Annotated in this window: 18 protein-coding genes; 9 read left to right on the forward strand and 9 right to left on the reverse strand. The window is 69.4% G+C overall.

Annotated elements, in window-relative coordinates; genetic code table 11:
• Positions 1–114: 114 nt before the first annotated feature.
• On the reverse strand, positions 115–1,851 hold the full coding sequence (locus DN771_RS13150) for an ABC transporter ATP-binding protein (RefSeq protein WP_116997991.1): 1,737 nt from the start codon (positions 1,849–1,851) through the stop codon (positions 115–117).
• 34 nt (positions 1,852–1,885) lie between these two features.
• Between DN771_RS13150 and DN771_RS13155 the strand changes: the two genes are divergently transcribed.
• Positions 1,886–2,485 (forward strand): PH domain-containing protein, encoded by a 600-nt coding sequence (locus DN771_RS13155; RefSeq protein ID WP_162941894.1) that lies wholly within the window; start codon positions 1,886–1,888, stop codon positions 2,483–2,485.
• Here the strand turns inward: DN771_RS13155 and DN771_RS13160 are convergent.
• The 3 genes from DN771_RS13160 to DN771_RS13170 form a co-directional block, all read right to left on the reverse strand.
• Entirely contained in the window at positions 2,482–3,570 is a 1,089-nt protein-coding gene (locus tag DN771_RS13160) for an ABC transporter permease (RefSeq protein WP_162941895.1), read from the reverse strand. The two genes, DN771_RS13155 and DN771_RS13160, sit on opposite strands and share 4 nt — an antisense overlap.
• A 34-nt stretch (positions 3,571–3,604) precedes the next feature.
• Positions 3,605–5,131: an ABC transporter permease gene (locus tag DN771_RS13165; protein WP_116997994.1), complete on the reverse strand. Its 1,527-nt coding sequence runs from the start codon at positions 5,129–5,131 to the stop codon at positions 3,605–3,607.
• A gap of 122 nt (positions 5,132–5,253) precedes the next feature.
• Positions 5,254–7,290 (reverse strand): ABC transporter substrate-binding protein, encoded by a 2,037-nt coding sequence (locus tag DN771_RS13170; protein WP_116997995.1) that lies wholly within the window; start codon positions 7,288–7,290, stop codon positions 5,254–5,256.
• Between the two features lie 408 nt (positions 7,291–7,698).
• Here DN771_RS13170 and DN771_RS13175 point away from each other — a divergent pair, with 408 nt between their 5' ends.
• From DN771_RS13175 to DN771_RS13200, 6 genes are read left to right on the forward strand one after another with little or no spacing between them, the layout of a single operon-like run.
• Entirely contained in the window at positions 7,699–8,766 is a 1,068-nt protein-coding gene (locus tag DN771_RS13175) for an AAA family ATPase (protein ID WP_116997996.1), read from the forward strand.
• Positions 8,767–8,806: 40 nt separating this feature from the next.
• Positions 8,807–9,742 (forward strand): DUF58 domain-containing protein, encoded by a 936-nt coding sequence (locus tag DN771_RS13180; protein WP_162941896.1) that lies wholly within the window; start codon positions 8,807–8,809, stop codon positions 9,740–9,742.
• Complete coding sequence (locus DN771_RS13185) at positions 9,739–10,314, forward strand: hypothetical protein (protein WP_116997998.1); 576 nt, start codon at positions 9,739–9,741, stop codon at positions 10,312–10,314. Before DN771_RS13180 ends, DN771_RS13185 begins: the two co-directional genes overlap by 4 nt.
• Positions 10,311–11,306 carry a VWA domain-containing protein gene (locus tag DN771_RS13190; protein ID WP_116997999.1) on the forward strand — a complete coding sequence of 332 codons (996 nt, stop codon included), beginning with the start codon at positions 10,311–10,313 and terminating at the stop codon, positions 11,304–11,306. The genes DN771_RS13185 and DN771_RS13190 overlap by 4 nt, the downstream gene beginning before the upstream one ends.
• Entirely contained in the window at positions 11,303–12,412 is a 1,110-nt protein-coding gene (locus DN771_RS13195; protein WP_116998000.1) for a vWA domain-containing protein, read from the forward strand. Before DN771_RS13190 ends, DN771_RS13195 begins: the two co-directional genes overlap by 4 nt.
• The gene (locus tag DN771_RS13200) at positions 12,409–13,158 is read left to right on the forward strand and encodes a tetratricopeptide repeat protein (RefSeq protein WP_162941897.1); all 750 of its coding nucleotides are present in this window, start codon (positions 12,409–12,411) and stop codon (positions 13,156–13,158) included. Before DN771_RS13195 ends, DN771_RS13200 begins: the two co-directional genes overlap by 4 nt.
• A 204-nt stretch (positions 13,159–13,362) precedes the next feature.
• Here the strand turns inward: DN771_RS13200 and tpiA are convergent, their stop codons facing one another.
• The 3 genes from tpiA to gap all read right to left on the reverse strand — a co-directional run bounded on the left by tpiA (position 13,363) and on the right by gap (position 16,532).
• Positions 13,363–14,133: a triose-phosphate isomerase gene (gene tpiA / locus DN771_RS13205; RefSeq protein ID WP_116998002.1), complete on the reverse strand. Its 771-nt coding sequence runs from the start codon at positions 14,131–14,133 to the stop codon at positions 13,363–13,365.
• 103 nt (positions 14,134–14,236) lie between these two features.
• Positions 14,237–15,370 carry a phosphoglycerate kinase gene (locus DN771_RS13210; RefSeq protein WP_116998003.1) on the reverse strand — a complete coding sequence of 378 codons (1,134 nt, stop codon included), beginning with the start codon at positions 15,368–15,370 and terminating at the stop codon, positions 14,237–14,239.
• 139 nt (positions 15,371–15,509) lie between these two features.
• Positions 15,510–16,532: a type I glyceraldehyde-3-phosphate dehydrogenase gene (gene gap / locus DN771_RS13215; RefSeq protein WP_116998004.1), complete on the reverse strand. Its 1,023-nt coding sequence runs from the start codon at positions 16,530–16,532 to the stop codon at positions 15,510–15,512.
• Between the two features lie 139 nt (positions 16,533–16,671).
• On the opposite strand from gap, the gene rapZ reads away from it, so the two are divergent.
• Positions 16,672–17,520: an RNase adapter RapZ gene (rapZ, locus tag DN771_RS13220; RefSeq protein WP_205528569.1), complete on the forward strand. Its 849-nt coding sequence runs from the start codon at positions 16,672–16,674 to the stop codon at positions 17,518–17,520.
• Positions 17,521–17,542: 22 nt separating this feature from the next.
• Here the strand turns inward: rapZ and DN771_RS13225 are convergent, their stop codons facing one another.
• A complete protein-coding gene (locus DN771_RS13225; RefSeq protein ID WP_162941898.1) occupies positions 17,543–18,496 on the reverse strand; it encodes a DUF559 domain-containing protein in 954 nt (317 codons plus the stop codon).
• Between the two features lie 96 nt (positions 18,497–18,592).
• Positions 18,593–19,393: a class I SAM-dependent methyltransferase gene (locus tag DN771_RS13230; protein WP_116998007.1), complete on the reverse strand. Its 801-nt coding sequence runs from the start codon at positions 19,391–19,393 to the stop codon at positions 18,593–18,595.
• 132 nt (positions 19,394–19,525) lie between these two features.
• Here DN771_RS13230 and DN771_RS13235 point away from each other — a divergent pair, with 132 nt between their 5' ends.
• Positions 19,526–21,031: a glycoside hydrolase family 3 protein gene (locus DN771_RS13235; protein WP_162941899.1), complete on the forward strand. Its 1,506-nt coding sequence runs from the start codon at positions 19,526–19,528 to the stop codon at positions 21,029–21,031.
• The last annotated feature ends 141 nt before the right edge of the window (positions 21,032–21,172 follow it).

A 21,172-nucleotide genomic window follows, 5' to 3' on the forward strand; every position in this document is an offset into this window, starting at 1 on the left:
CAGAACCCGAGGCGACGCAAAGTTACCAGCATCTCAAACTTCGGGAAAGCGAACGACCGCCGTGTGACCATCCTGGCAAATTTGTTCCAGCGGCCGATCACGCCTGCGTACGCGCTATTCCGAGGCTTCCGCCGCGGCCGCGGCGAGCAGGCGGTCGCGTTCGGTTCGGCGGATCCGCTGCTCGTCGGGGTCGGGCACCGGCACCGCCGCGAGCAGGCGCTTGGTGTACAGGTCCTGCGGGTTGTTGAGGATCTGCTCCCGAGGTCCGAACTCGACCAGCTGCCCGAGCTGCATCACGGCGATGCGCCGCGCCAGGATCTCGACGACGGCGAGATCGTGGGAGATGAACAGGCAGGCGAAGCCGATCTCGGCCTGCAGCTCCTGGAACAGCTCGAGCACCTTGGCCTGCACCGACACGTCGAGCGCCGAGGTCGGCTCGTCGGCGATGAGCAGCTTGGGCCCGAGCGCCAGAGCTCTGGCGATGCCGACGCGCTGACGCTGCCCGCCGGACAGCTCGTGCGGGTAGCGGTTGCGAAGGTCGCGGGAGAGGTGCACGCGATCGAGCAGGTTCTCGACCCGCTTGGCCAGGGCGTCACCCTTGGCGATGCCCTGGAGCAGCAGCGGCTCGCCGATCGATTCGCCGACCGGCAATCGCGGGTTGAGCGAGGATCCCGGGTCCTGGAACACGAAGCTCACGTCTCGTCGCACCTGCCGGAGCTGTTCCTTGTCGATGCCCACCATGTTGGTGCCGAGGATGTGCGCCTCGCCGGACACGAACGGGAGCAGACCGACGATCGCCCGCCCGATGGTGGTCTTGCCGGAGCCGGATTCCCCCACCAGCCCGACGACCTCGCCCGGCTCGACGGTGAGCGTGACGCCGTCCACCGCACGGAACGCCGGGACCCGGCCACGCTTGGGGTACTCGATGGCGACGTCTCGCAGGTCGACGACCAACTCACCCGCAACGGCTGACGGCGCACTCGTGTCCCGCACCGCCACGTTCGGCGCCGTGGACTCGGTGCCGGCGATGACCGAGCCGAGGTGCGGCACGGCTGCCAGCAGCTGCTGGGTGTAGGCGTGCTGCGGCTCCTTGAACACCTGGTGGGCCGTGCCCGACTCGACGATGATGCCCTTCTCCATCACGATCACGCGGTCGGAGAGGTCGGCGACCACGCCCATGTCGTGGGTGATCAGCACGATGCCGGCGTCGATGCGGTCGCGCAGGTCGCGGATCAACTTGAGGATCTCGGCCTGCACGGTGACGTCGAGGGCCGTGGTCGGTTCGTCGGCGATGAGCAACGCCGGGTCCATCGCCAGCGCCTGGGCGATCATCGCCCGCTGGCGCTGGCCGCCCGAGAGCTGGTGCGGGTACGAGTCGACGCGACGCTCGGGATCGGGGATCTCGACGAGCGTCAACAGCTCGATCGCCCGCTGCCGGGCCAGCTTCGGCGACATCGCCTGGTGGCTGCGCAGCATCTCGGCGATCTGGAACCCGACCGTGTACACCGGGTTCAGCGCCGTCATCGGCTCCTGGAAGATCATCGCCGCCTCGGCGCCGCGGATCTGGCGGAGCGAGTAGTTGTCGATGCCGACGATCTCCTTGCCGCGCATCTTGATCGAGCCGCGGACCGACGAGTTCTTGGGCAGCAGGCCGAGCAGCGCCATCGCCGTGGTGGACTTGCCCGAACCCGACTCACCGACGATCGCCAGCACCTCGCCCGGGAACAGGTCGAAGTTGCTGCCGACGACCGCCGGGTACCAGGTGCCGTCGACCCAGAAATCGATGTCGAGATTGCGGACGGAGAGGACCGGTTCCTTCGGGTCGATGTCGTTCAGGGTTGTGTCAGTCATTGGGTCACATTCGTTTCGATGGCACGATGTAGCAGTGGAGCACGTCTTCCGACCCCTTTTCGGCCGGGTGCTCGCGGTCGTGACGGCGGCGCTGTGCGCCGCCGGCGTGGTGTCGTTGGCGATCCAGGGCGGTCCGGGTGCCGTGGTCGCGTTCGGGCCGTGGTTGGCCCTGATCGCCGGTGGGGCGTGGGCAGCGTTCTGGCGTCCCGAGGTGGTCGTCTCCGACGGCGGTGTCCGGCTCGTCAATGTCACGAGGACGATCGACGTGCCGTGGCCGGCGATCACGGCGATCGAGATGCGCTTCGCGCTCGAGATCGAGACCGCGTATGGCCGCTTCACGGCGTGGGCGGCGCCCGCCCGCAGCCGCGGCGCCGGTCGTCGGGCCGCCCTCGTGCACCGCGGCTCGCTGCGGACCGAGGCGGCGATCGCCGCGGTCACCGCCGTCGAGCGCACGTCCAACCCGGCGAGTGCGGCCGCCGACATGGTGGAGGCCCGCTGGGAGGAACTCCGACGCGCCGGTCATCTCGACGACCCGCGACTCGAACACGACCGTCCACCCGTCCGGTGGCATGTCGGCACGCTGGCCGCCGCGGCCGGCCTGGTGGCGATCGGCATCGTTGCCGCCATCGTCTAGTTGCCGGCGTGCCGTTGCATGTTCGCCGCACCGACCTCGAGGCGGATCTGGTCGTCGCTCACGCTCAGGTCCTTGCGCTTGGGGATGCGCTTCTGGCGGGGGTCGAAGGCGTCGCGCAGACCGTCACCGATGAACTGCAGGCTGAGCACGATCGCCACGATGAACACGCCGGGCCAGAGGAACAGCCACGGCCGGACGGAGAACGCCGTCTTGTAGTCCTCCACGAGGTTGCCGAGCGAGATGTTGGGCCGCTGCACGCCGAATCCGAGGAAGCCGAGCGCGGCCTCGGCGAGGATGCCGGCACCCATGAGCAGCGTCATGCTGACGACGATCACACCGACGCTGTTGGGCAGGATGTGCTTGAAGATGATCCGGCGCGACGAGGCCCCGGCCACGCGCGCGGCGTCGACGAACTCGCGCTCGCGGAGCGCCAGGAACTCGGCTCTCACGAGCCTCGACAATCCCGTCCAGCCGACGATGCCGAGCAGGATGGCGAGTGACCAGACGCCGGTCGCGTTGAAGGCGTACCCGGCTACGGCGGCCACGACGAGCAATGGGATCACCATGAACACCTCGGTGATGCGCATCAGCACGATGTCGAGCCATCCACCGAAGTAGCCGGCGACCGCCCCGACGGTGACGCCGATGATCAGGGCCAGCGCTCCGTAGACGAGGATGATCGTCAGCGACGTCTGCACACCCTTCATCGTCATGGCGAACATGTCGCGGCCGAGCTCGTTGTCGACGCCGAAAGGGTGCGTGCCGAGCCCGATGCCGCTGCCGCCGAGCCAGCCCGGACGAAGCGACAGGGTCGGCCCATCGTCGGCCACCGGCGGCACGCCCTGGTTGGGCTCCCACTTCCACCATCCGGGGATCGGGCCGACACCGACCGACGAGATCGAGACGATGACGATGGTGGCGAGGAGCAGCATCGACGACATCGCCCCTCGGTGCCGAAGGAACCGGCGCCGGACGATCTGCATCTGGCTGAGGCCGGCGACCTCCTTCTGCTCGAACAGCTGCTCGTCGGCGATGGGTGCGTCTCCGGCCTGGTGGCCGGGATCGAGATCGACGGGTGCGGTCATACCGGGACCTCCGTGCGGGGGGTTGACGCGCTGCTCATGTGATCCGGATTCGCGGGTCGAGAACGGCATACAGCAGGTCGGCGATGATGTTGAAGACGATGGCGCAGCCGGCGGTGATGACGAGGAACGCCATCACCGGGTTGGGGTCGAGTGCTCGGAGGGCATCGATGAACATCCTGCCCATCCCGTTCCACTCGAAGACGGTCTCGGTGATGACCGCTCCGCCGAGCACGCCGCTGATGTCGAGGGTCATGACGGTCGCCAGGGGGATCAGGGCGTTGCGCAAACCGTGGCGCACGATGATGGTGCGTTCGGTGAGGCCCTTCGAGCGTGCCGTGCGCATGTAGTCCTGGTTGAACACCTCCAGCATGCTCGAGCGCGAGTACCGGGTGTAGGTGGCGACCGAGATGAGCATCAGCACCATGGTCGGCAAGATGATGTGGCCGAAGGTGTCGTTGACGTGCTGCCAGAAATCGCCTTCCAGCCGGGTCTCACGGTCGCCGATCGTCTTGATCGGCCGGTTGCGGATCACGCTGTTGGACGCGTAGTCGTCCCACGACTGCATCGCCCGGTCGACGAAGATGACGATCGAGATCAAGAACGCGGTGAGCCCGCCGATCCGTCCGGACAGGCCCTTGTCGAAACCACCCCAGGCGTATCCGACACCGACGCCGACGCCGATCGAGACCACGGCAAACAGCAGGAGCTTCCAAAAGCTCATGTCGTCGAGCCAGATCTGCAGGGGGAACCACAGCACGGCACCGATCGCCGCGGTCGTCAGTGCCGTGTTGCGGGCCTTGACGTTGCGGAGCCCCGCCATCACGGCGGTGAGGCCGAGGGCGATCAACACCGCGAACAGGGCGGTGACCACGGGGCCGAGACCGGGGTTCCGCAGCCACTCCGTGGCCGACACGTAGATCAGGACCGCCTCGATGACGCCGGTGCCGATCGCCGCGACGGCGAGCTTCCGGCGCGGCTCACCGCCGGCGGAGGTGTAGATGAGGATGAAGGCCACGACGCCGATGCCGACCAGCACGGCCGGCGAGAAGCGGGCGCTGTCGCGCAACCAGTCGTTGAACTGGATGCCGCCGATGTCCTTGAGGATCACGCCCACCCAGAAGCTGGGGAGCGAGAAGAAGACGAACGTGAAGAAGGTGACGAGGTAGTCGAAGCCGGAGTACTGGCGGATCGCCGTGACGACACCGACGGTCGTTCCGACCACCATCGACAGGATCGTCGCCGCGCCCACCAGCTTGAGCGTGACCGGGATGCGAGAGCGCAGGTCATCGCCGATCGGCAGCTGGGTTCGGGCGGAGATGCCGAACCACTCCCCTGTGAACAGGTCACGGAGCCAGAGGAAGAAGCGCCCGATGACGGGCGTGTCGAGGTTGAGGCCGTCGCGCACCGCTTTTTCGATGGCGATCCGCTGCTCCTCGTTCTGGATCTCGGCGATGAAGGCGAGCGGGTCGCCCGCCTTCGACATCAGGATGTAGACGATGAACGAGGCGACGAAGAGGACGAGAAGCCCGGCGATGAGCCGCCGGGAGATGAACACGAGCATCAGGCGCAGTACTCCACGAGACGTTGATCAGGTGTACCCGCCGGGCGGGGCCGGCCGCACCATGGCGACCGGCCCCGCTGGTAACGGGCAACGGGAGCTTCGAGCACTCCCGATTCAAGTGGTCAGCCGACGGCCTGCCACTCCCAGACGTTGAAGAACACCGTCGGGGCGATGGCGATGTTGCTGACACCGCTGACATAGGTGGAGTTGTACCCGGTGATCGACGGGTGCTGGAAGATCGGGATGCCGAAGGCTTCCTCGACGAGGATCGCTTCGACCCGGCCGAGGATCGCCTCCTGCTCGGCGGCGTCGGTCGTGACCTGCAGCTGGGCGTACAGCTCGTCGACCTCGGCGTTCGAGAACCCGTAGTGGTTGTTGATCGTGTCCGTCGCGTAGTTCGACTCACTGTCGCTCACGTTGATGGACGTCGACTGCCAACCGAAGAGGGCGGCGTCGTACAAGTCGGTGTTGTTGAGGTCGACACCCCACGTCGGGCTGTTGCCGTCGATGACGTTGAAGCCGGCCTGGGCAGCCGAGTCACGGATCAGTTCGTACTCGGCGGCACGCCGCGGGTTGTTGGCGGCATACAGGAACCGCACGTCGAGCGGCGTGGTGACACCGGCCTCCTCGAGCAGCGCCGTGGCACCCTCGATGTCGACTTCGGCGAAGTCACGGACACCGTTGGTGGAGGCGATGCCTTCGTACATCGGCGAGCCGGGCACCTGCGTGAACGAGTCGCGCAGTACGGCGTCGGGAACCAGCGGGACGATCAGGCGGTCGAGGATCTCCTGCCGCGGGATCGTCTTGAGGAACGCCTGACGGACGGCGAGCGCCGTGGCCTCATCGCCGCCGTACGCTGCCGGGTCGAACGGTCCACCGTTGTTCATGGCCAGGTCGACGTGCTCGAACGTGGCGCCGTTGTCGGAGATCACCTCGACGCCGCGGTCGGCGAGGCCGGCCAGCTGGTCGAGGATGTCCGCGGTCGCCTGCGGCTGGATGATGTCGATCTCCTCGTTCTGCAGCGCCTGGACGGCGGCAGTCGGGTCACCGATGATGCGGTAGACGATCGTCTGGACGTTCGGCTGGGGACCCCACGTGTAGCCCTCGCGTGCCTCGAACGTCATCTGCGTGACCTCGTCGTAGGCGGTGAGGTTGTAGGGGCCGACGCCGAGGTACAGGCCCGGGTCGTCCGGGAGGCTGTTGGCGTCGAAGCCGGTGTTCCAGAAGTCGGCGATCGGCTTCAGAGCAGCCGGGTCGTCGTTGGCGAAGGCGTCGATGAGCGCCTGCTTGGCCTCGGCCGGATCCTCGATGCCGAGGGCCCGCTGTGCGACGACGTGCGCCGGAACGCCGAGCGTGGACAGACCGGCGATCTGGTAGTCGACGTAGAAGCTGTCCCACACCGTGGTGACGGCGAGGCCGTCCTCCGAGATCGTGGGCATCTCGCTGATGAGGGCCAGCGACGGGCTCGACGTGTCGAACGCGACGCCGGCGCTGATCTTGTAGGCATAGCCCTCGAGGAGCGCGCCGCTGTCGGGGTCGTAGGCGGCGTTGTAGGCCTCTTCGTCGACCGACGTGATGTCGGCGCCGTCGGGCCCGACGATGATCGGGTTGCCGTTCTCGTCGGCCTCGGCTGTCTCACCGGTGTCGCCCGTGACGACGGTGCTCGCGTCGTTGAACTGGCCGTTGCCGGCCCCCCACTGGAGGATGAGGTCGGCCGCGTCGACCTGCGTGCCGTCGCTCCACGTGACGCCCTCGTTGATGCGGTACGTGATGGTCAGCGGGTCGAGCGACTCGATGGTGCACGTGCCGAACTGATCGTTGTTGATGAGCTCCAGGTCGGCGTTGTACATCGAGAAGCCGCCGGCGTTCATCAGGTACAGGGGGTTGTTGTTGGCCGTGGCGTTGCCGCGGTTGGTGTTCGAGTTGAACGACAGCAACGGGTCGTTCCACGCGACGCGGACTTCGCCTGACGGGGCGGCTGCAGCCGGCTCCCAGGGGCCGTGGGGGATGCCGCAGGCACTGCCGCCGACTTCTCCCACTCCGCCCGAGCCAGCTGCCGCATCGCTGCCGGCCGGTGCTTCAGACCCGGCGGCTTCGGTGCCGGCGGCGTCGGTGCCAGGTGGGGCTGTGGTGGCACCGGCTGCGCCGGCGGTCACCATGGCCGCGACCGAGGCAGAGGCGAATAGGGAAATGAGCGTCTTGCTCCTTCGACGACTGGTCACGTCATCGACCTCCTGAGTTGTGACTATGAAGCGTGACGGCTCGTCGGTCGGCTGCTCCCTTCACGATGCCGTGTCGGTGGCGCTGTCGACCGGCCCGAGGCCCGTCCCCCAAACCTTGGGTGGCGACACCGTAGCAGGGTCCCACGGTGTGGGAAAGCCTCTGACCGGAGCAAATGGAGATCGGAGCGAATGTTCCGGGAACGGAAACAACGAGACAACACAAATCGCGCAAATCGGCCGCGTTTCCCCTGGTCAGAACGGACGCGCAATTTCGTTCAAGCCGCCGGCACGGAGCCGTCGCGAAGCTACGTCCTTGCCGATCACCGACGTGAAGCGCCATCCTGCATGAGTATCGGAACACGATCTCACGCGTCCGGACCCGTGGCCGGCGGAGCGGCCGAACCGGCCGCTCACGATCGCGGGAAGCCGTTGTCACCGGCCGACCTGGAGCGCGCGGACGACATCGTGTCGCGATTGCGGCGGGCCTACGACGAGCGCCTCGTCGGCCAGGCCCATCTGCGCACCAGCCTCCTCGTCACGATGCTCGCCGAAGGGCACATCCTCGTGGAGAGCGTCCCCGGACTGGCCAAGACGACCGCTGTGTCCACCCTCGCCGGCGTGGTGAACGCCTCGTTCGCCCGCATCCAGTGCACGCCTGACCTGCTGCCTAGCGACATCGTCGGCACGCAGGTCTACGACCCCTCGAACGGCGAGTTCGACACCCGCCTGGGGCCGGTGCACGCCAACTTCGTGCTGCTCGACGAGGTCAACCGTTCGAGCGCCAAGACCCAGAGCGCCACGCTCGAGGCCATGCAGGAGCGCCAGACGAGCATCGGCGGCATGGTCTATCCGTTGCCCTCTCCGTTCATGGTGATGGCGACGCAGAACCCGATCGAGGAGGAAGGCACCTATCCCCTCCCCCAGGCGCAGATGGACCGCTTCCTGCTCAAGGAGGTCATCGGCTATCCCACCGCGGCCGAGGAGTTGGAGGTGCTCGAGCGGGTCGACCGGGGGGTGCTCGGTACCAAGGCGCCGGCGGTGCAGCACGTGGTCGAGCTCGCCGATGTGGAGTTCCTGATCGACCTGGCCACACGCGTCTACGTCGACGACGAGGTGAAGCGCTACGCCGTTGCCCTGGCTCAGGCGACTCGCTCGGCCGCCGATCTCATCGACCCGACGCTGGCCTCGTACATCGAGCTCGGGTCGAGCCCGCGGGGCTCGATCGCATTGCAACAGGCGTCGCGCGCATTGGCCTTGCTCCACGGGCGTTCCTACGCCACGCCCGATGACGTCCGCTCGCTCTGCCATGTGGTGTTCCGGCACCGGGTGCGCCTCGGCTTCCAGGCGGTCGCCGACGAGGTGCCGGTGGAGGCGATCATCGATGCGGTCGTTGCCGCGGTTCCGACGCCCTGACCGCTCGCCCGCCGGAGCCGAGCCGCCCGGCGACCGGACGGTGACGGCACCCGGCGCGGACCGGGCCCTGCTCGTCAAGGTTCGCTCGCGCACGGCGATCGCCGTGCGGCGGCGGACGCAACACCTCCTCGACGGCGAGTACGGCTCGATCCATCGCGGCCGGAGCATGGACTTCGAGGACCTGCGTGACTACGTCGTCGGCGACGACGTCAAGGACATCGACTGGAAGGCGACGGCGCGCAGCGGCCGGCCGCTCGTGAAGCGAAACGTCGCCGAGCGCCGCCACGGGGTCCTCTTCGTCGTCGACTCCGGGCGGTCGATGGCAGCCATGGCCGACGCCACATGTTCCAAGCGGGATGTCGTCGTGCTGGCCACCGGGCTGATCGGCCAGCTGGCGATGCGCCACGGGGACTCGATCGGGCTGGTCGTCGGTCCGACGAGCGGCCCCCTGGGCGGGTCGACGGGAATCGCCCACGTACCGTTCGGTCGCGGGGAGGCACACCTCGAGCAGATCCTGCGGACCATCCACTCGACGATCGATCTCGACGGGTCGATGTCCGACCTCGACGGCCTGCTGGACCACGTGGCCCGCCAGTTCCGGCGCCGCCTGATCGTGGTCGTGCTCGCCGACGACATCGACCTCGACAGCGGGCATCTCCGCCGCATCCGCCGGCTATGCGCCCAGCACGAGGTGCTGTACTGCGCCGTCGGCGACATGGCGATCACCGAACCGGCGCTGGCGTCGCAGCCGCTCCGACATGTCGAGGGACATCGCATCCCGGCGTTCTTCCGGGACCGCCCCCGCCTCCACGCCGACCTCCAGCAGGTGGCCGCCGAACGACGGCGCCGTCTCCGGGCCGCGCTGACCGAGTGCGGCGCCGCATCGACGGGGCTCAGCGGCGCCGACACCACCGTCTCGTCGGTCTTCGAGCTCTTGGAGCGCCAACGGCTCGCCGTCGCCGAGGCCCGACGATGATCCTCGCGACGGGGTGGTCGGCGCTCCTGGCGGCGGCGTCCGCCGACACGGCGCCACCCGCCGACGACCGGCTGTACGCCCCGCATCCGCTGAGCGGGCTCTGGCTGGCGATCGGCATCGGGGCGCTGCTCGCCGGCGCTGCCCTGGCCGTCTGGATCATCAGGCCGAGACGCCACCGCAGCGTCGAGATCGCCCCGCCGGCGACGATCCACGACGTCTACCTCCATCGCATCGACGAGCTCGGCGCCCGCCTGGCCGGCGGGGATCTCGACGAGCGCCACCTCCATCACGAACTGGCTCGCACCCTTCGCTCGTACGCCGGCGACACCGGCACGACGGGCGCCGACGCGATGTCGGCGAGTGCCCTCGACTCGGCCGGGCGCCGCCGCGCCGCCGCCGCCGTGCGGTCGTTCGAGCAGCCGCAGTTCGCCGAGTCGGCGTCGGCGGACACCGCACAGTCGCTCCGCGTCGCACGCGACGTGATCACCGAGGACGACGCCGACGCGTCACGGATGGTGCCAGGCACCAACCGTGACGGCGTACCGCCGACCGGCGAGGAGCCGTCGGCATGATCGCTGCCCTCGTCTTCCGCAGCGCGTGGCTGGGCGCGGTGGCCCTCGCCGTCGGCATCGTCGTCGCTGTGGTTCTCGTCCGGCGCTCACGCCGCGCCGGCCGTTCCGGGCGCGGCGACTGGGGCGACGAGCTCGCCGTCGCCAACGTCGACCATGCCCTCGCCTCCGGACCGTTCCGCAAGGCGCTGCGCCGATACCGGTCGCTCGCCGGCGCCGAGCTGGCGATGCTCTCCATCACCGGGCTCGCAGGTGTGGTGCTGATGATGCGACCGCTGACCGAGCAGTCGCGGGAACGAACGAGTCTCAGCCGCGACGTCATGCTCTGCCTGGACGTGTCGGGCTCGATGAAGGAGCTCGACGAGTCGCTGCTGCGTCGCTTCGTCGACATCTCGTCGGGACTGCCCGGCGATCGGATCGGGCTGACGATCTGGAACGGGGCGGCCATCACCGTGTTCCCGCTGACGGATGACGGCGAGTACGTCACGGCGATGCTCGAGTACGCAGTCGACCAGCTCAACCGAGGGGCGCGGTCGTTCGTGCTCGGGACCGAGGAAGGCGGCAGCTCGCTGATCGGCGACGGACTGGCGTCGTGCATCATGCGCTTCGACCGTCCCGACGAGGAGCGGGCCCGCTCGATCGTGCTGGCCACCGACAACGCGCTCGCCGGCGACCCGATCGTGTCGCTCGACGAGGCGGCGACGTTGGCCGCCCAACGAGGCATCCGCGTGTACGGCATCGCCGTCGACGGGCACATCACCGACTACGACGCCAGGGAACTGGCGGCCGCCACGGCGCTGACGGGCGGGGCGTACCTCACGACCGCGGACGACGACGTGGTCGACACCGTCGTCAGCCAGATCATCGAGATGGAGGCGACGAAGCTCGAGCAACCACCCGAGCTGGTGCGCGACGATCGCCCCACCACGCTGGCCGCCGGCGTCACCGCCGGCGCCGCCCTCCTGTCCCTCCTCACGCTCGTCCTCCGGCGATGAGATTCGACCCGTTGTTGCCGTGGCCGGTGATCGCCGGTGTGGCGGCGCTCGTCGTCGTCGTGTTCGTGGTGCGGATCCGGCGCCGGCCCGGGGTCGGGGCCCTGCTGCGCTCCGGCGGGATCTGCGCGGCGGCCCTGGCGATCGCCGTCGACCCCGCCACCACCGCCGGCCGGAGCGAAGCGCGCCAGACCGCCGCCGACGTGCTCTTCGTCGTCGACACCACGGCGAGCATGGCCGCCGAGGACTACGGCCCGACGGCCACGGGCGCGACCGATCGTCCCCGCCTCGACGGTGTCCGCGCCGACATCACCGAGCTGGCGAGCTACTTCCCGGGCGCCCACTTCTCGCTCGTCCGCTTCGACACCCAAGCGCGGATCGACCTGCCGTGGACCACCGACGCCGCCGCGCTCGAGACCGCCGTCGCCGTCCTGCGCCAGGAGCGCGCCGCCTACAGCCGCGGCAGTCAGCTCGAGCTCGCCCTGGCGGCCGTCGGTGAACAGCTCCCCCGCCCGACGGCCACCGGCGACGAAGGGTTCAGCGTCGTCTTCTACTTCTCCGACGGCGAACGCACCGCGGCGACGACGTCTGGCCCGTCGCTGAGCCAACAGGCCGGGCAGCTGCTCGGCCCGAACACGATCGACGCCGACGAAGGATCGAGCGGGTTGGAGTCGTTCGCCGATCTCGCCGACCTCGTCGACGCCGGTGCCGTGTTCGGCTACGGCACCGCCGAGGGCGCGAGGATGCAGGAGTTCGTCGGCCGCGAGCGGCGCGCCACCGTCAGCGAGGACCCGTACCTGATCGACGCGGCCACCGGTGAGCACGCGGTCTCCCGTGCTGACGAGGGGGCGTTGCGTCGCATCGCGACCGACATCGGCGTGCCCTACCTCCATCGCCAGTCGCCGGGCGGTCTCGACGACCTGGCGAGCGACATCCGCGACGCCGCGGCGACGGCCGGCGCCGGTGATCGCCCGGCCCGCAACCGCCTCTACTGGATCCCGGCCGGGGCCCTCGTCGCCCTGGTGCTGTGGCAGGCGGCGGCGAGTGCCGAGGAAGTGGCCGCGGCCCGCCGGGCGTTCGGACCGGCGTCACGCCGGAGGACGGCATGACCGGCCGGCTTCGCCCGACCCGCCGGCGCCGGCGCCTGCTCGCCCTGCCGCTCGTTGCGGCGTTGCTCGCCGTCGGGCTGAAGTCCCTGACGATGTACTGGTTCGCCGCGGCCGGCACCTCCGCCTACGCCGACGGCCACTGGGAACGGGCAGAGACGAACTTCCGCAGACTCGGCGTCCTCGACATCGTCGATCCCTCGCTCGACGACCTCGGTCTCGGCGACGCCCTGTATCGCCAGGGTGACCTGCTCGGCGCCGAGGATGCCTTCCGCCGCGCCCTCGCCGCGGCACCGGATGACTGCGAGATCCGCTTCAACCTCGCCGTCACCCTCGAGGCCCAGGGCGACCTGCTGGCGGCGGGCGACTCGCTCGCCGACGACACCGACGCCGATCCGTTCGATCGACGTACGGCCGTCGGTCCCGGCCCCGACGATCCGCGGGCGGCATATCAGGACGCGATGAACATCGTGGACGGCCGCACCTGCCGCTCGATCGTTCCCGACGACGCCGGCGCGCGGCTCGCCGAAACCCGGGAGCGTCTCTCCAAGAAGCTCGGCCGCGACCGGGATCCACAGAGCGACACCGAGCTCGCCCAGGAGGAGAACGAGTCGATCGACAACGAGGGCGTCGACACCGAACAGGTCAACGAGCTGGACGCGCGCAACCGCGCCGGCGCCGCCCAACGCGAGGCGACCCGAGACCTCGACACCAGCGGCCGCTCCCCCGGCCAAGACCCCAACTGGTAGCCCCGTGACAATGAACGGCCAAGTGAACGCCGCGCCGTACACCACGCAACGCCCACCGCGCGGAGTGCGCCTGAACGACGGGAGGGTATTTACCCACCGTCACCGACCGGAGGGTATTTACCCCACGGAACCGTCAGGTATTTACCCTCCGGTCGCACCGCGAGGTGGGCAAATACCCTCCGGACGGCGAACGGCGGTCGAACGTCAGCCCTGGTAGGCGATGATCTTGGCGAACTCGTCGGGGTCGAGACTGGCTCCGCCGACGAGGGCGCCGTCGATGTCGGGCTGGGCCATCAACTCGGCGATGTTGGCCGCCTTCACCGATCCGCCGTACTGGATCCGCACGGCGTCGGCCGTTGCCGCGTCCGTGAGATGGCGGATCCGCTCGCGGATCGAATGGCACACCGTCTGGGCGTCATCCGACGTCGCCGTCTTGCCCGTGCCGATCGCCCAGATCGGCTCGTAGGCGATCACGAGCGAGGCGATCTGGGCCTTCGCCCGACCGGCCACTGCGGTGTCGATCTGGCCGAGCACCTTGTCCTCGGTGTCGCCCGCTTCGCGCTCGTCGAGCGTCTCACCGACACAGACGATCGGTGTCATGCCGTGCTTCTGGATGGCCGACACCTTGGCGGCGACCATCTCGTCGGTCTCGCCGAACAGCTCGCGCCGCTCGCTGTGGCCGACGATGACGTACTTCACGTCGAGCTTGGCGAGGAACACCGGCGACACCTCACCGGTGAACGCCCCCTTGTCCTCCCAGTGACAGTGCTGGGCGCCGAGGGCGAACGGCAGATCGTCGGCATCGATGAGCGTCTGGATGCTGCGCAGGTCGGTGAACGGCGGGTGGATGCTCACGTCGACCGACTCGGTCGTCTCCTTGTCGACGAGGTAGTGCAGCTTCTGCACGGTCTGGATCGCCTCGAAGTGGTTGTGATGCATCTTCCAGTTGCCCGAGATGAGCGGCGTCCGCGTCATTGCGTTCCCCGGCCACGCAGGCCGGCGCGCCGGCCGGCTCCGCTAGCGCTCCGCCGACCTACCCGCTCGAGCCTCGGGACGCTTGCTGCGCTCGCTGAACTCATCACGTTGTGCTTCCTTCCCGCAGCGCGGCGAGGCCGGGAAGGTCGCCGAGCTCGAGCAGTTCGAGTGACGCACCCCCGCCCGTCGACACGTGATCGACGTCGTCGTCGAGACGGAACTGGGCGAGCGCCGCGGCCGAGTCGCCACCCCCCACGACGGTGAAGGCCTTGGTGGCCGCCATCGCCTCCGCGACCGACTTGGTGCCGGCCGCGAAGCGCTCGTCCTCGAACATGCCCATCGGGCCGTTCCAGAAGACCGTGCGGGCTTCCATCACGATGTCGGAGAACTCGGCGGCCGAGCCCGGTCCGATGTCGAGGCCCTTGCCGCCCTCGGGGATGCGGGTGCCCCATGTGGCGAACCGACCGTTGGCGTCGAGGCCGACGATGTCGCTCGGCAGGCTGATGGCCTTGCCCGACTCGAGCAGGCGCTTGCACGTGTCCACCTGGTCGGGCTCGAACAGCGAGTCGCCGATCGGCAGCCCCTTGGCGGAGAGAAACGTGAAGGCCATGGCGCCGCCGATGACGAGATGGTCGACGACGTCGAGCAGCGCTTCGACGACCCCCAGCTTGTCGCTGATCTTGGCGCCGCCGAGCACGGCGACGAACGGGCGCTTCGGCGAGCTCCGCAGGCCGAGCAGCACGTCGACCTCCTTCTCGAGCAGGCGGCCGGCGGCCGACGGGACCCGCCTGGGCGGGCCGACGATGGACGCGTGCGCACGGTGTGACGCGCCGAAGGCGTCGTTCACGTAGCCGTCGATCGGACCGTTGCCGTCGGGATCGTCGACCAGATGGGCGGCGAAGGCGTCGTCGTTGCCCTCCTCACCCGGATCGAACCGGAGGTTCTCGAGCAGGGACACGCCGGGCGCCAGCTCGGCGAGCCGGGCCCGCACCGGATCCATCGAGTACTTCGGGTTGGCCTGGCCCTTGGGCCGGCCGAGGTGGCTGGCGGTGAGCACGGTGGCCCCCCGCTCGGTGAGCCATTCGATCGTCGGCAGCGCGGCGCGGATCCGGAAGTCGTCGGTGATCGTCGACCCGTCGAGCGGGACGTTGAAGTCGGTGCGCACGAGGATGCGCTTGCCGGCGAGACCGCCGAGCGCCTGCTCGAGGTCCTCGAGCGTGGGAACCCGGGTATTCACTGTGACTGCGTTCCTACAAGCGCTTCGCTGAAGCTCACGAGGCCACGCAGGCCGTTACCTGCCGCTCCCGACAAGTGGGCGCCGCTGAAGCGTCGGCAGCTGGCGCTCGGTCGCTCGCATCGGAGCACGGGTCCGATCCTCACTTCTTGAGCTTGGCGACCTTGGCGCCGGCGAAGGCGAGGAAGTCGACGAGACGGTTCGAGTAGCCCCACTCGTTGTCGTACCAGCCGAACACCTTGACGAGCTTGCCCTGGGCCATCGTCATCTTGGCGTCGAAGATGCACGAGTGCGGATCGGTGACGATGTCGGACGACACGATCGGCTCGTCCGTGTAACGCAGCACGCCCTTCAGCGGTCCGCTCTTGGCGGCCTTGGCGTAGGCGGCGTTGATCTCGGCGACCGACGGTGCCGACTTCAAGATGGCGTTGAAGTCGGTGATCGATCCGGTGGGCACCGGCACCCGCAGCGACGTGCCGTCGAGCTTGCCCTTCATCGCCTCCAGCACCAGGCCGGTGGCGCGAGCGGCGCCCGTGCTCGTGGGGATGATGTTGATGGCCGCGGCGCGGGCCCGGCGCAGGTCCCGGTGCGGGCCGTCGACGAGCGACTGATCGCCGGTGTAGGCGTGGATCGTGGTCATCAGGCCCTGCTCGACACCGAAGGCGTCGTCGAGCACCTTGACCAGCGGCACGAAGCAGTTGGTGGTGCAGCTGGCGTTGGACACGACCTTGTGCGTGCGCGGATTGAAGTCCTTGTGGTTCACGCCGTAGACGAACGTGGCGTCGGCACCGTCGGCCGGAGCCGACACGACCACCAGCGGGGCGCCGGCGTCGAGGTGGGCGCTGGCCTTGTCACGCGACGTGAAGATGCCGGTGGACTCGACGACGACGTCGACGCCGAGGTCGCCCCACGGGAGGTCGGCCGGATTGCGCTCGGAGAGCACCTGGAGCTCGTCGCCGTCGACCGAGATGCCGTTCTTCGACACCTTGACGTCGCCAGGGAGGATGCCGAGGACGGAGTCGTACTTCAGCAGGTGCGCCATCGTCGGCACGTCGCCGAGGTCGTTGACGGCGACGAAGTCGATGGGGGCGCCGGAGGCCTTGGCCGCCCTGAAGAGGTTGCGGCCGATGCGGCCAAATCCGTTGATGCCAACGCGGATGGTCATGAGGCCGACTGTATCGGTTGCGTTCCCCGGCCACGCAGGGCCGAAGGTCCTCGTGGCCCGCCGATCGCGACGACCGATCGGCTCGACCCCGGCTGAAAGGTCCGGGCAGCTTCGAGGGGGCAGCGCTACCCTCGACGTCGTGGCCCAGATCGTCGTCATCACCGGACTGTCGGGCGCCGGCCGGTCCGGCGTCGCCGATGTCATGGAAGACCTCGGCTGGTACGTGGTCGACAACCTGCCGACCTCGCTCGTCGAGAAGGTGGTCGAACTCGCGTCGCTGCCCGGCACCGCCGGCATCGACCGGCTGGCGTTGGTGGCCGGACGGGACCATGGCGGGCTGCTGGCCCGGGTGTCGGCGGTACGGGCGTCGGGGCATCAGGTCACCGTCGTGTTCCTCGACGCGTCGGCGGCCGAGTTGGTCCGTCGCTACGACGCGACACGCCGAAAGCATCCGCTCGCCGGCGAGGCCGACGGACTCCTCGAGTCGATCGAGCTCGAGCGAGCGCAGCTCAAGTCGATCCGCGAGTCGGCCGACCTCATCATCGACACGACCGACCTCAACGTGCACCAGTTGAAGGAAAGGGTGCTCGCCGCCTTCTCCGAATCGGGCACGACGCAGCTGCAGGTCGCCGTCGAGAGCTTCGGGTTCAAGCACGGCCTGCCGCTCGACGCCGACATCGTGATGGACGTGCGGTTCTTGCCCAACCCGCACTGGGTGGACGAGTTGCGCCCGCTCACGGGACACGATCCGGCCGTGCGCGACTACGTGCTCGAGCGGGCCCAGACGTCGGAGTTCCTCGACTCGTTCGACGCGATGCTGCAGGCGACCGTGCCCGGTTACCAGTCGGAGGGCCGCAGCTACCTCACGATCGCCATCGGCTGTACCGGCGGTCGCCATCGCTCGGTCGCCATCGCCGAGGAGCTGGCCGCCCGGTTGCGCTCTCGGGGCCTCGCCGTGCGCACCTCCCACCGCGACATCACCCGCTGACCCGCCGCGCCCCTCGTTCACGTCACGCCCGGACGCCCGGTTGGGAGCTGTGGGCTGACTTGAACGACATCGCGTGCTCGAGGCGGGTCCGCAGCGAGGAGACCACGAATGCCGGCCGATCCCGAACGTCCGCCGATGTGTACTCGTACACCCGTAAGCCCACGTCCTGGAGCTCGTTGCGTCGCTGCGCGTCGCGCAGCCGCTCCTCGTCGCTGGCGTGCCCCTTGCGCCCCGTCACCTCGACCACGATCCGCAGCTCGTCGTAGGAGAAGTCGACGCGCCCGACGTGGCGGCGCCGGTCGTAGACGCGACGTTGGGTGTTCGGCCTTGGAAGCCCGGCGCGCCGTACGAGGCCCAGGAACGCCCGCTCCAGGATGGTCTCCCCACCAGAATCAGGCAGCAGTCTGTCGATGAGCCGCACGCCGGCCCGGCCGCTGCCCCGCAACGTCGACAACCGTTCTGCGAGCACGGTCGGAGAGGAGTGATGGTCGCGCACGGCACTGTCGATCGATGCCCCGAGCCGGACGCGTGGAACGCCGAGCGTGGCGAGGTCGAGGATCGTCCGCGTCGCCGACGAACACGGCAGGTGGCGCCGCTCGAGCACGTCGTGGGGACCGATCAGGCCGGTGGTGTGAACGACGTACGGCGCTGGGAGCGCGTGGAACCTCAACTCCCGGGGCACGGTGAGGTGCAGCGGCTGGTCGAGGCACCGATCGAAGCCCCACAACACCGCCGCCGATTCGTGACTCACCCAGGCTCTCGGTCCGAGCGAGAGCAGTCCGATCTGGAGGCGACGCATCCATGTATCGGGCGAGCCGGCCACGACGTACACCCCGGGCGCGGCTGGCCGCAACCATCCTCGCTCCTCGGCGCCGCGGCGCGCCTTCGGTGTCAGCTCGGCGGCGCGGAGCTGCAACGTCGAGATGGCGCCCTGCTGAGCAGCACACGTTGCGGTGACGACGGCGATCGGGTTCACACTCTCCCTCAGCGTCACGACGGACCGAAAACGGAAGAGATTCCCGTTCATGTCATGTGAAAGGTCCCGAGCCGGAGCCGCGGCATGACGTGAGCGTCAGTGTTTGATGGTGCGGAGGTAGAGGAGGCGAGGCACCGTGGCGGCCTCGGTGTACTCCGGGGCGAGGGCCAGGAATCCGGGCGGCGGCGCCGGCTCCTCCATCCGCTCGATCAGCAGGCCGTTGGCCGCCAGGGCGTTGACGTACCGTGACAGCGGTCGGTGGATGAAGCGGATATGCACGTCGAGCTCCACCTCCTCGATCGTCTCGGCCTCCACCAGGTAGGGCCCGATCCTCCAGTACTGCTCCGGCGGCTCGATCATCTGGTCGTCGATCCAGCCGCTGTCAGGCGTCTGGAGCAGCGGGTGGTTGAGGAAGAAGCAGAAGCGGCCACCGGGCTCGAGGACGCGAGCGACCTCGGCGATCGCCTGGTCGACCTCGTCGATGTGCTCGAACACGAGGCACGCGACGACGGCGTCGAACGAGGCGTCGGGGAACGGCAGCTCGTCGGCGAACGCCCGGACGAAGCCGGTCGCTCCCCCGCGCTGGGCGGCCACGCTCACCTGGTTCCACGTCGGATCGATGCCCACGACCGTCGCCGACTCGTCGAGGCCCTTCACGAGCCGGCTGATCTGGCCGTCGCCGCATCCGACGTCGAGCACGCGCCGGGCGCCGGCCAGCTCGGCGGCCGCGAGGGGCAGGATCTGCTCGACGTACTCCGGATCGGCGCCCGCGGTGAAGCCGTCGATCCACCATTGGGCGTGGGACTCCCACAGCTCGACGTTGCTGGGGAACGAGGCGGGGTCGAGTTCGCCAGGACGTTCCGGATTGTCGCCGGGCTCGACGGTGGGATCGGTCACCCCCGGCACGGTACCGCCGCTCCGCCCGACCGCCCGGCTCAGGTGCGCCCGCTCGCCATTCGGGGGCAACCCGTCAGCGACATCGGCCTGGATTCATCGGCTCACCGCCGTCGCGGTGAGAGGATGAGCGGGATGACCGACATCGTTGCTTCGGATCTCGCCGACCTCGAACGCTGGGCGCGCGCCGTCCAGATGGTGTCGTTCGACGGACCGGTCGCGCCGCCGTGGTTGCTCGACGAGCTGGCCGCCGGCACCGGGTCGGTCTGCCTCTTCGCCGGCAACGTCGAGTCCGACGAGGCCGTCGCCGAGCTGGTCGCCGCGCTCCGCTCGGCGCGTCCCGACGTCGTGGTGGCGATCGACGAGGAGGGTGGCGACGTCACCCGGCTCGACCAACGCCGCGGTTCGGACGTGCCCGGCCCCGCCGTCCTCGGAGCGGTCGACGACCTCGAAGCCACCGCCGCGGCGTATCGGATGATCGGCCGTCGCTTGGCGCGGGCCGGTATCGACCTCGACCTGGCGCCCGTCGCCGACGTCAACGTGGCGGCCGAGAACCCGGTGATCGGCGTGCGTTCGTTCGGCGACGACGCCGGGCTGGTCGCCCGCCACGTCGCCGCCGCCGCCGCCGCGCTCGAGTCGGTCGGAGTCGCCGCCTGCCTCAAGCACTTCCCCGGTCACGGCGCGACGGTCGACGACTCCCATCAGGGCCTGCCCGTACTCGATGTCGACGCGGCCACGCTGCGGGCACGCGAGCTCGTGCCCTTCGCCGGTTCGTCGGCGGCGGCGGTGATGACCGCGCACATGGTCGTGACCGCCCTCGACGCCCAGCCGGCGACGCGCAGCCGAGTGGTGCTCGGCGTCTTGCGTGACGAGTTGGGGTTCGACGGCGTCATCGTGTCCGATGCGCTCGACATGGCCGGTGTGCACGGCCCCGCGGTCCGCTACGGGGAGGTCACGCCGGACATGATCGGCGTCGCCGCCGTGGCCGCGATCGACGCCGGCTGCGACCTGTTGTGCCTCGGTGCGCGCCAAGGCCACGACGTTCCCTTGGCGGTCACCAGCGCGCTCGTGCGAGCCGTAGCCGACGGGCGCCTGTCCGGCGCCCGGCTCGCCGACGCCGCCGCACGGGTCGGCAGTCTCTGCCGGGCGAGCCGCGCGAGGCACGTGATCGAGGCGGCCGCCGACCCCGACGCCGACGAAGCCATCGTCGCATCTGTGGCGGCCCGGGCGGTCGCCGTGGCCGGCGACCTCCGGGTTCCTGTCCGCAGCGCGCTCGTCGTCGACTGCCGGGCCGAGGCGAGCATGGCCACCCACGGGGTGCTGTGGGGCCTCGGTCCGGTGATCGCCGCCGCCGATCCGACGGCCAGGCATCGCGACGCCACGCCATCGACGACAGCGGAGGAGATCGCCGCCGACGCCGACAACCGCCCGCTCGTCGTCGTGGTTCGTTCCGCCGGTGCTCACCGCTGGCAGCTCGATCTGCTCGAGCGGCTCGCACTCGCCCGCCCCGACCTCGTGACCGTCGAGGTCGGCTGGCCGGCCCGCGCCGCGGTCTACGCCGGCGCCGCGCTGGTGACGTCCTTCGGTGCGTCGCGGACGTCGATCGGCGCCGTGGCCAGCCGCCTCCTGGCCACGGCGTGACCGCGACCGCCCGACCTAACAGTTGGTGCCAGCCTGGATTCCAGTGGTCACTGCAACACGTGGTTGTCGAGGATCATGGTAGGGGTCTTCCAGCCGTGGCGTTTGCGGGGTCGGCGGTTGAGCTTGGCGGCGATGGCGTCG

Origin of the sequence: Desertimonas flava, from assembly GCF_003426815.1 — a bacterium.
Taxonomy (GTDB): domain Bacteria; phylum Actinomycetota; class Acidimicrobiia; order Acidimicrobiales; family Ilumatobacteraceae; genus Desertimonas; species Desertimonas flava.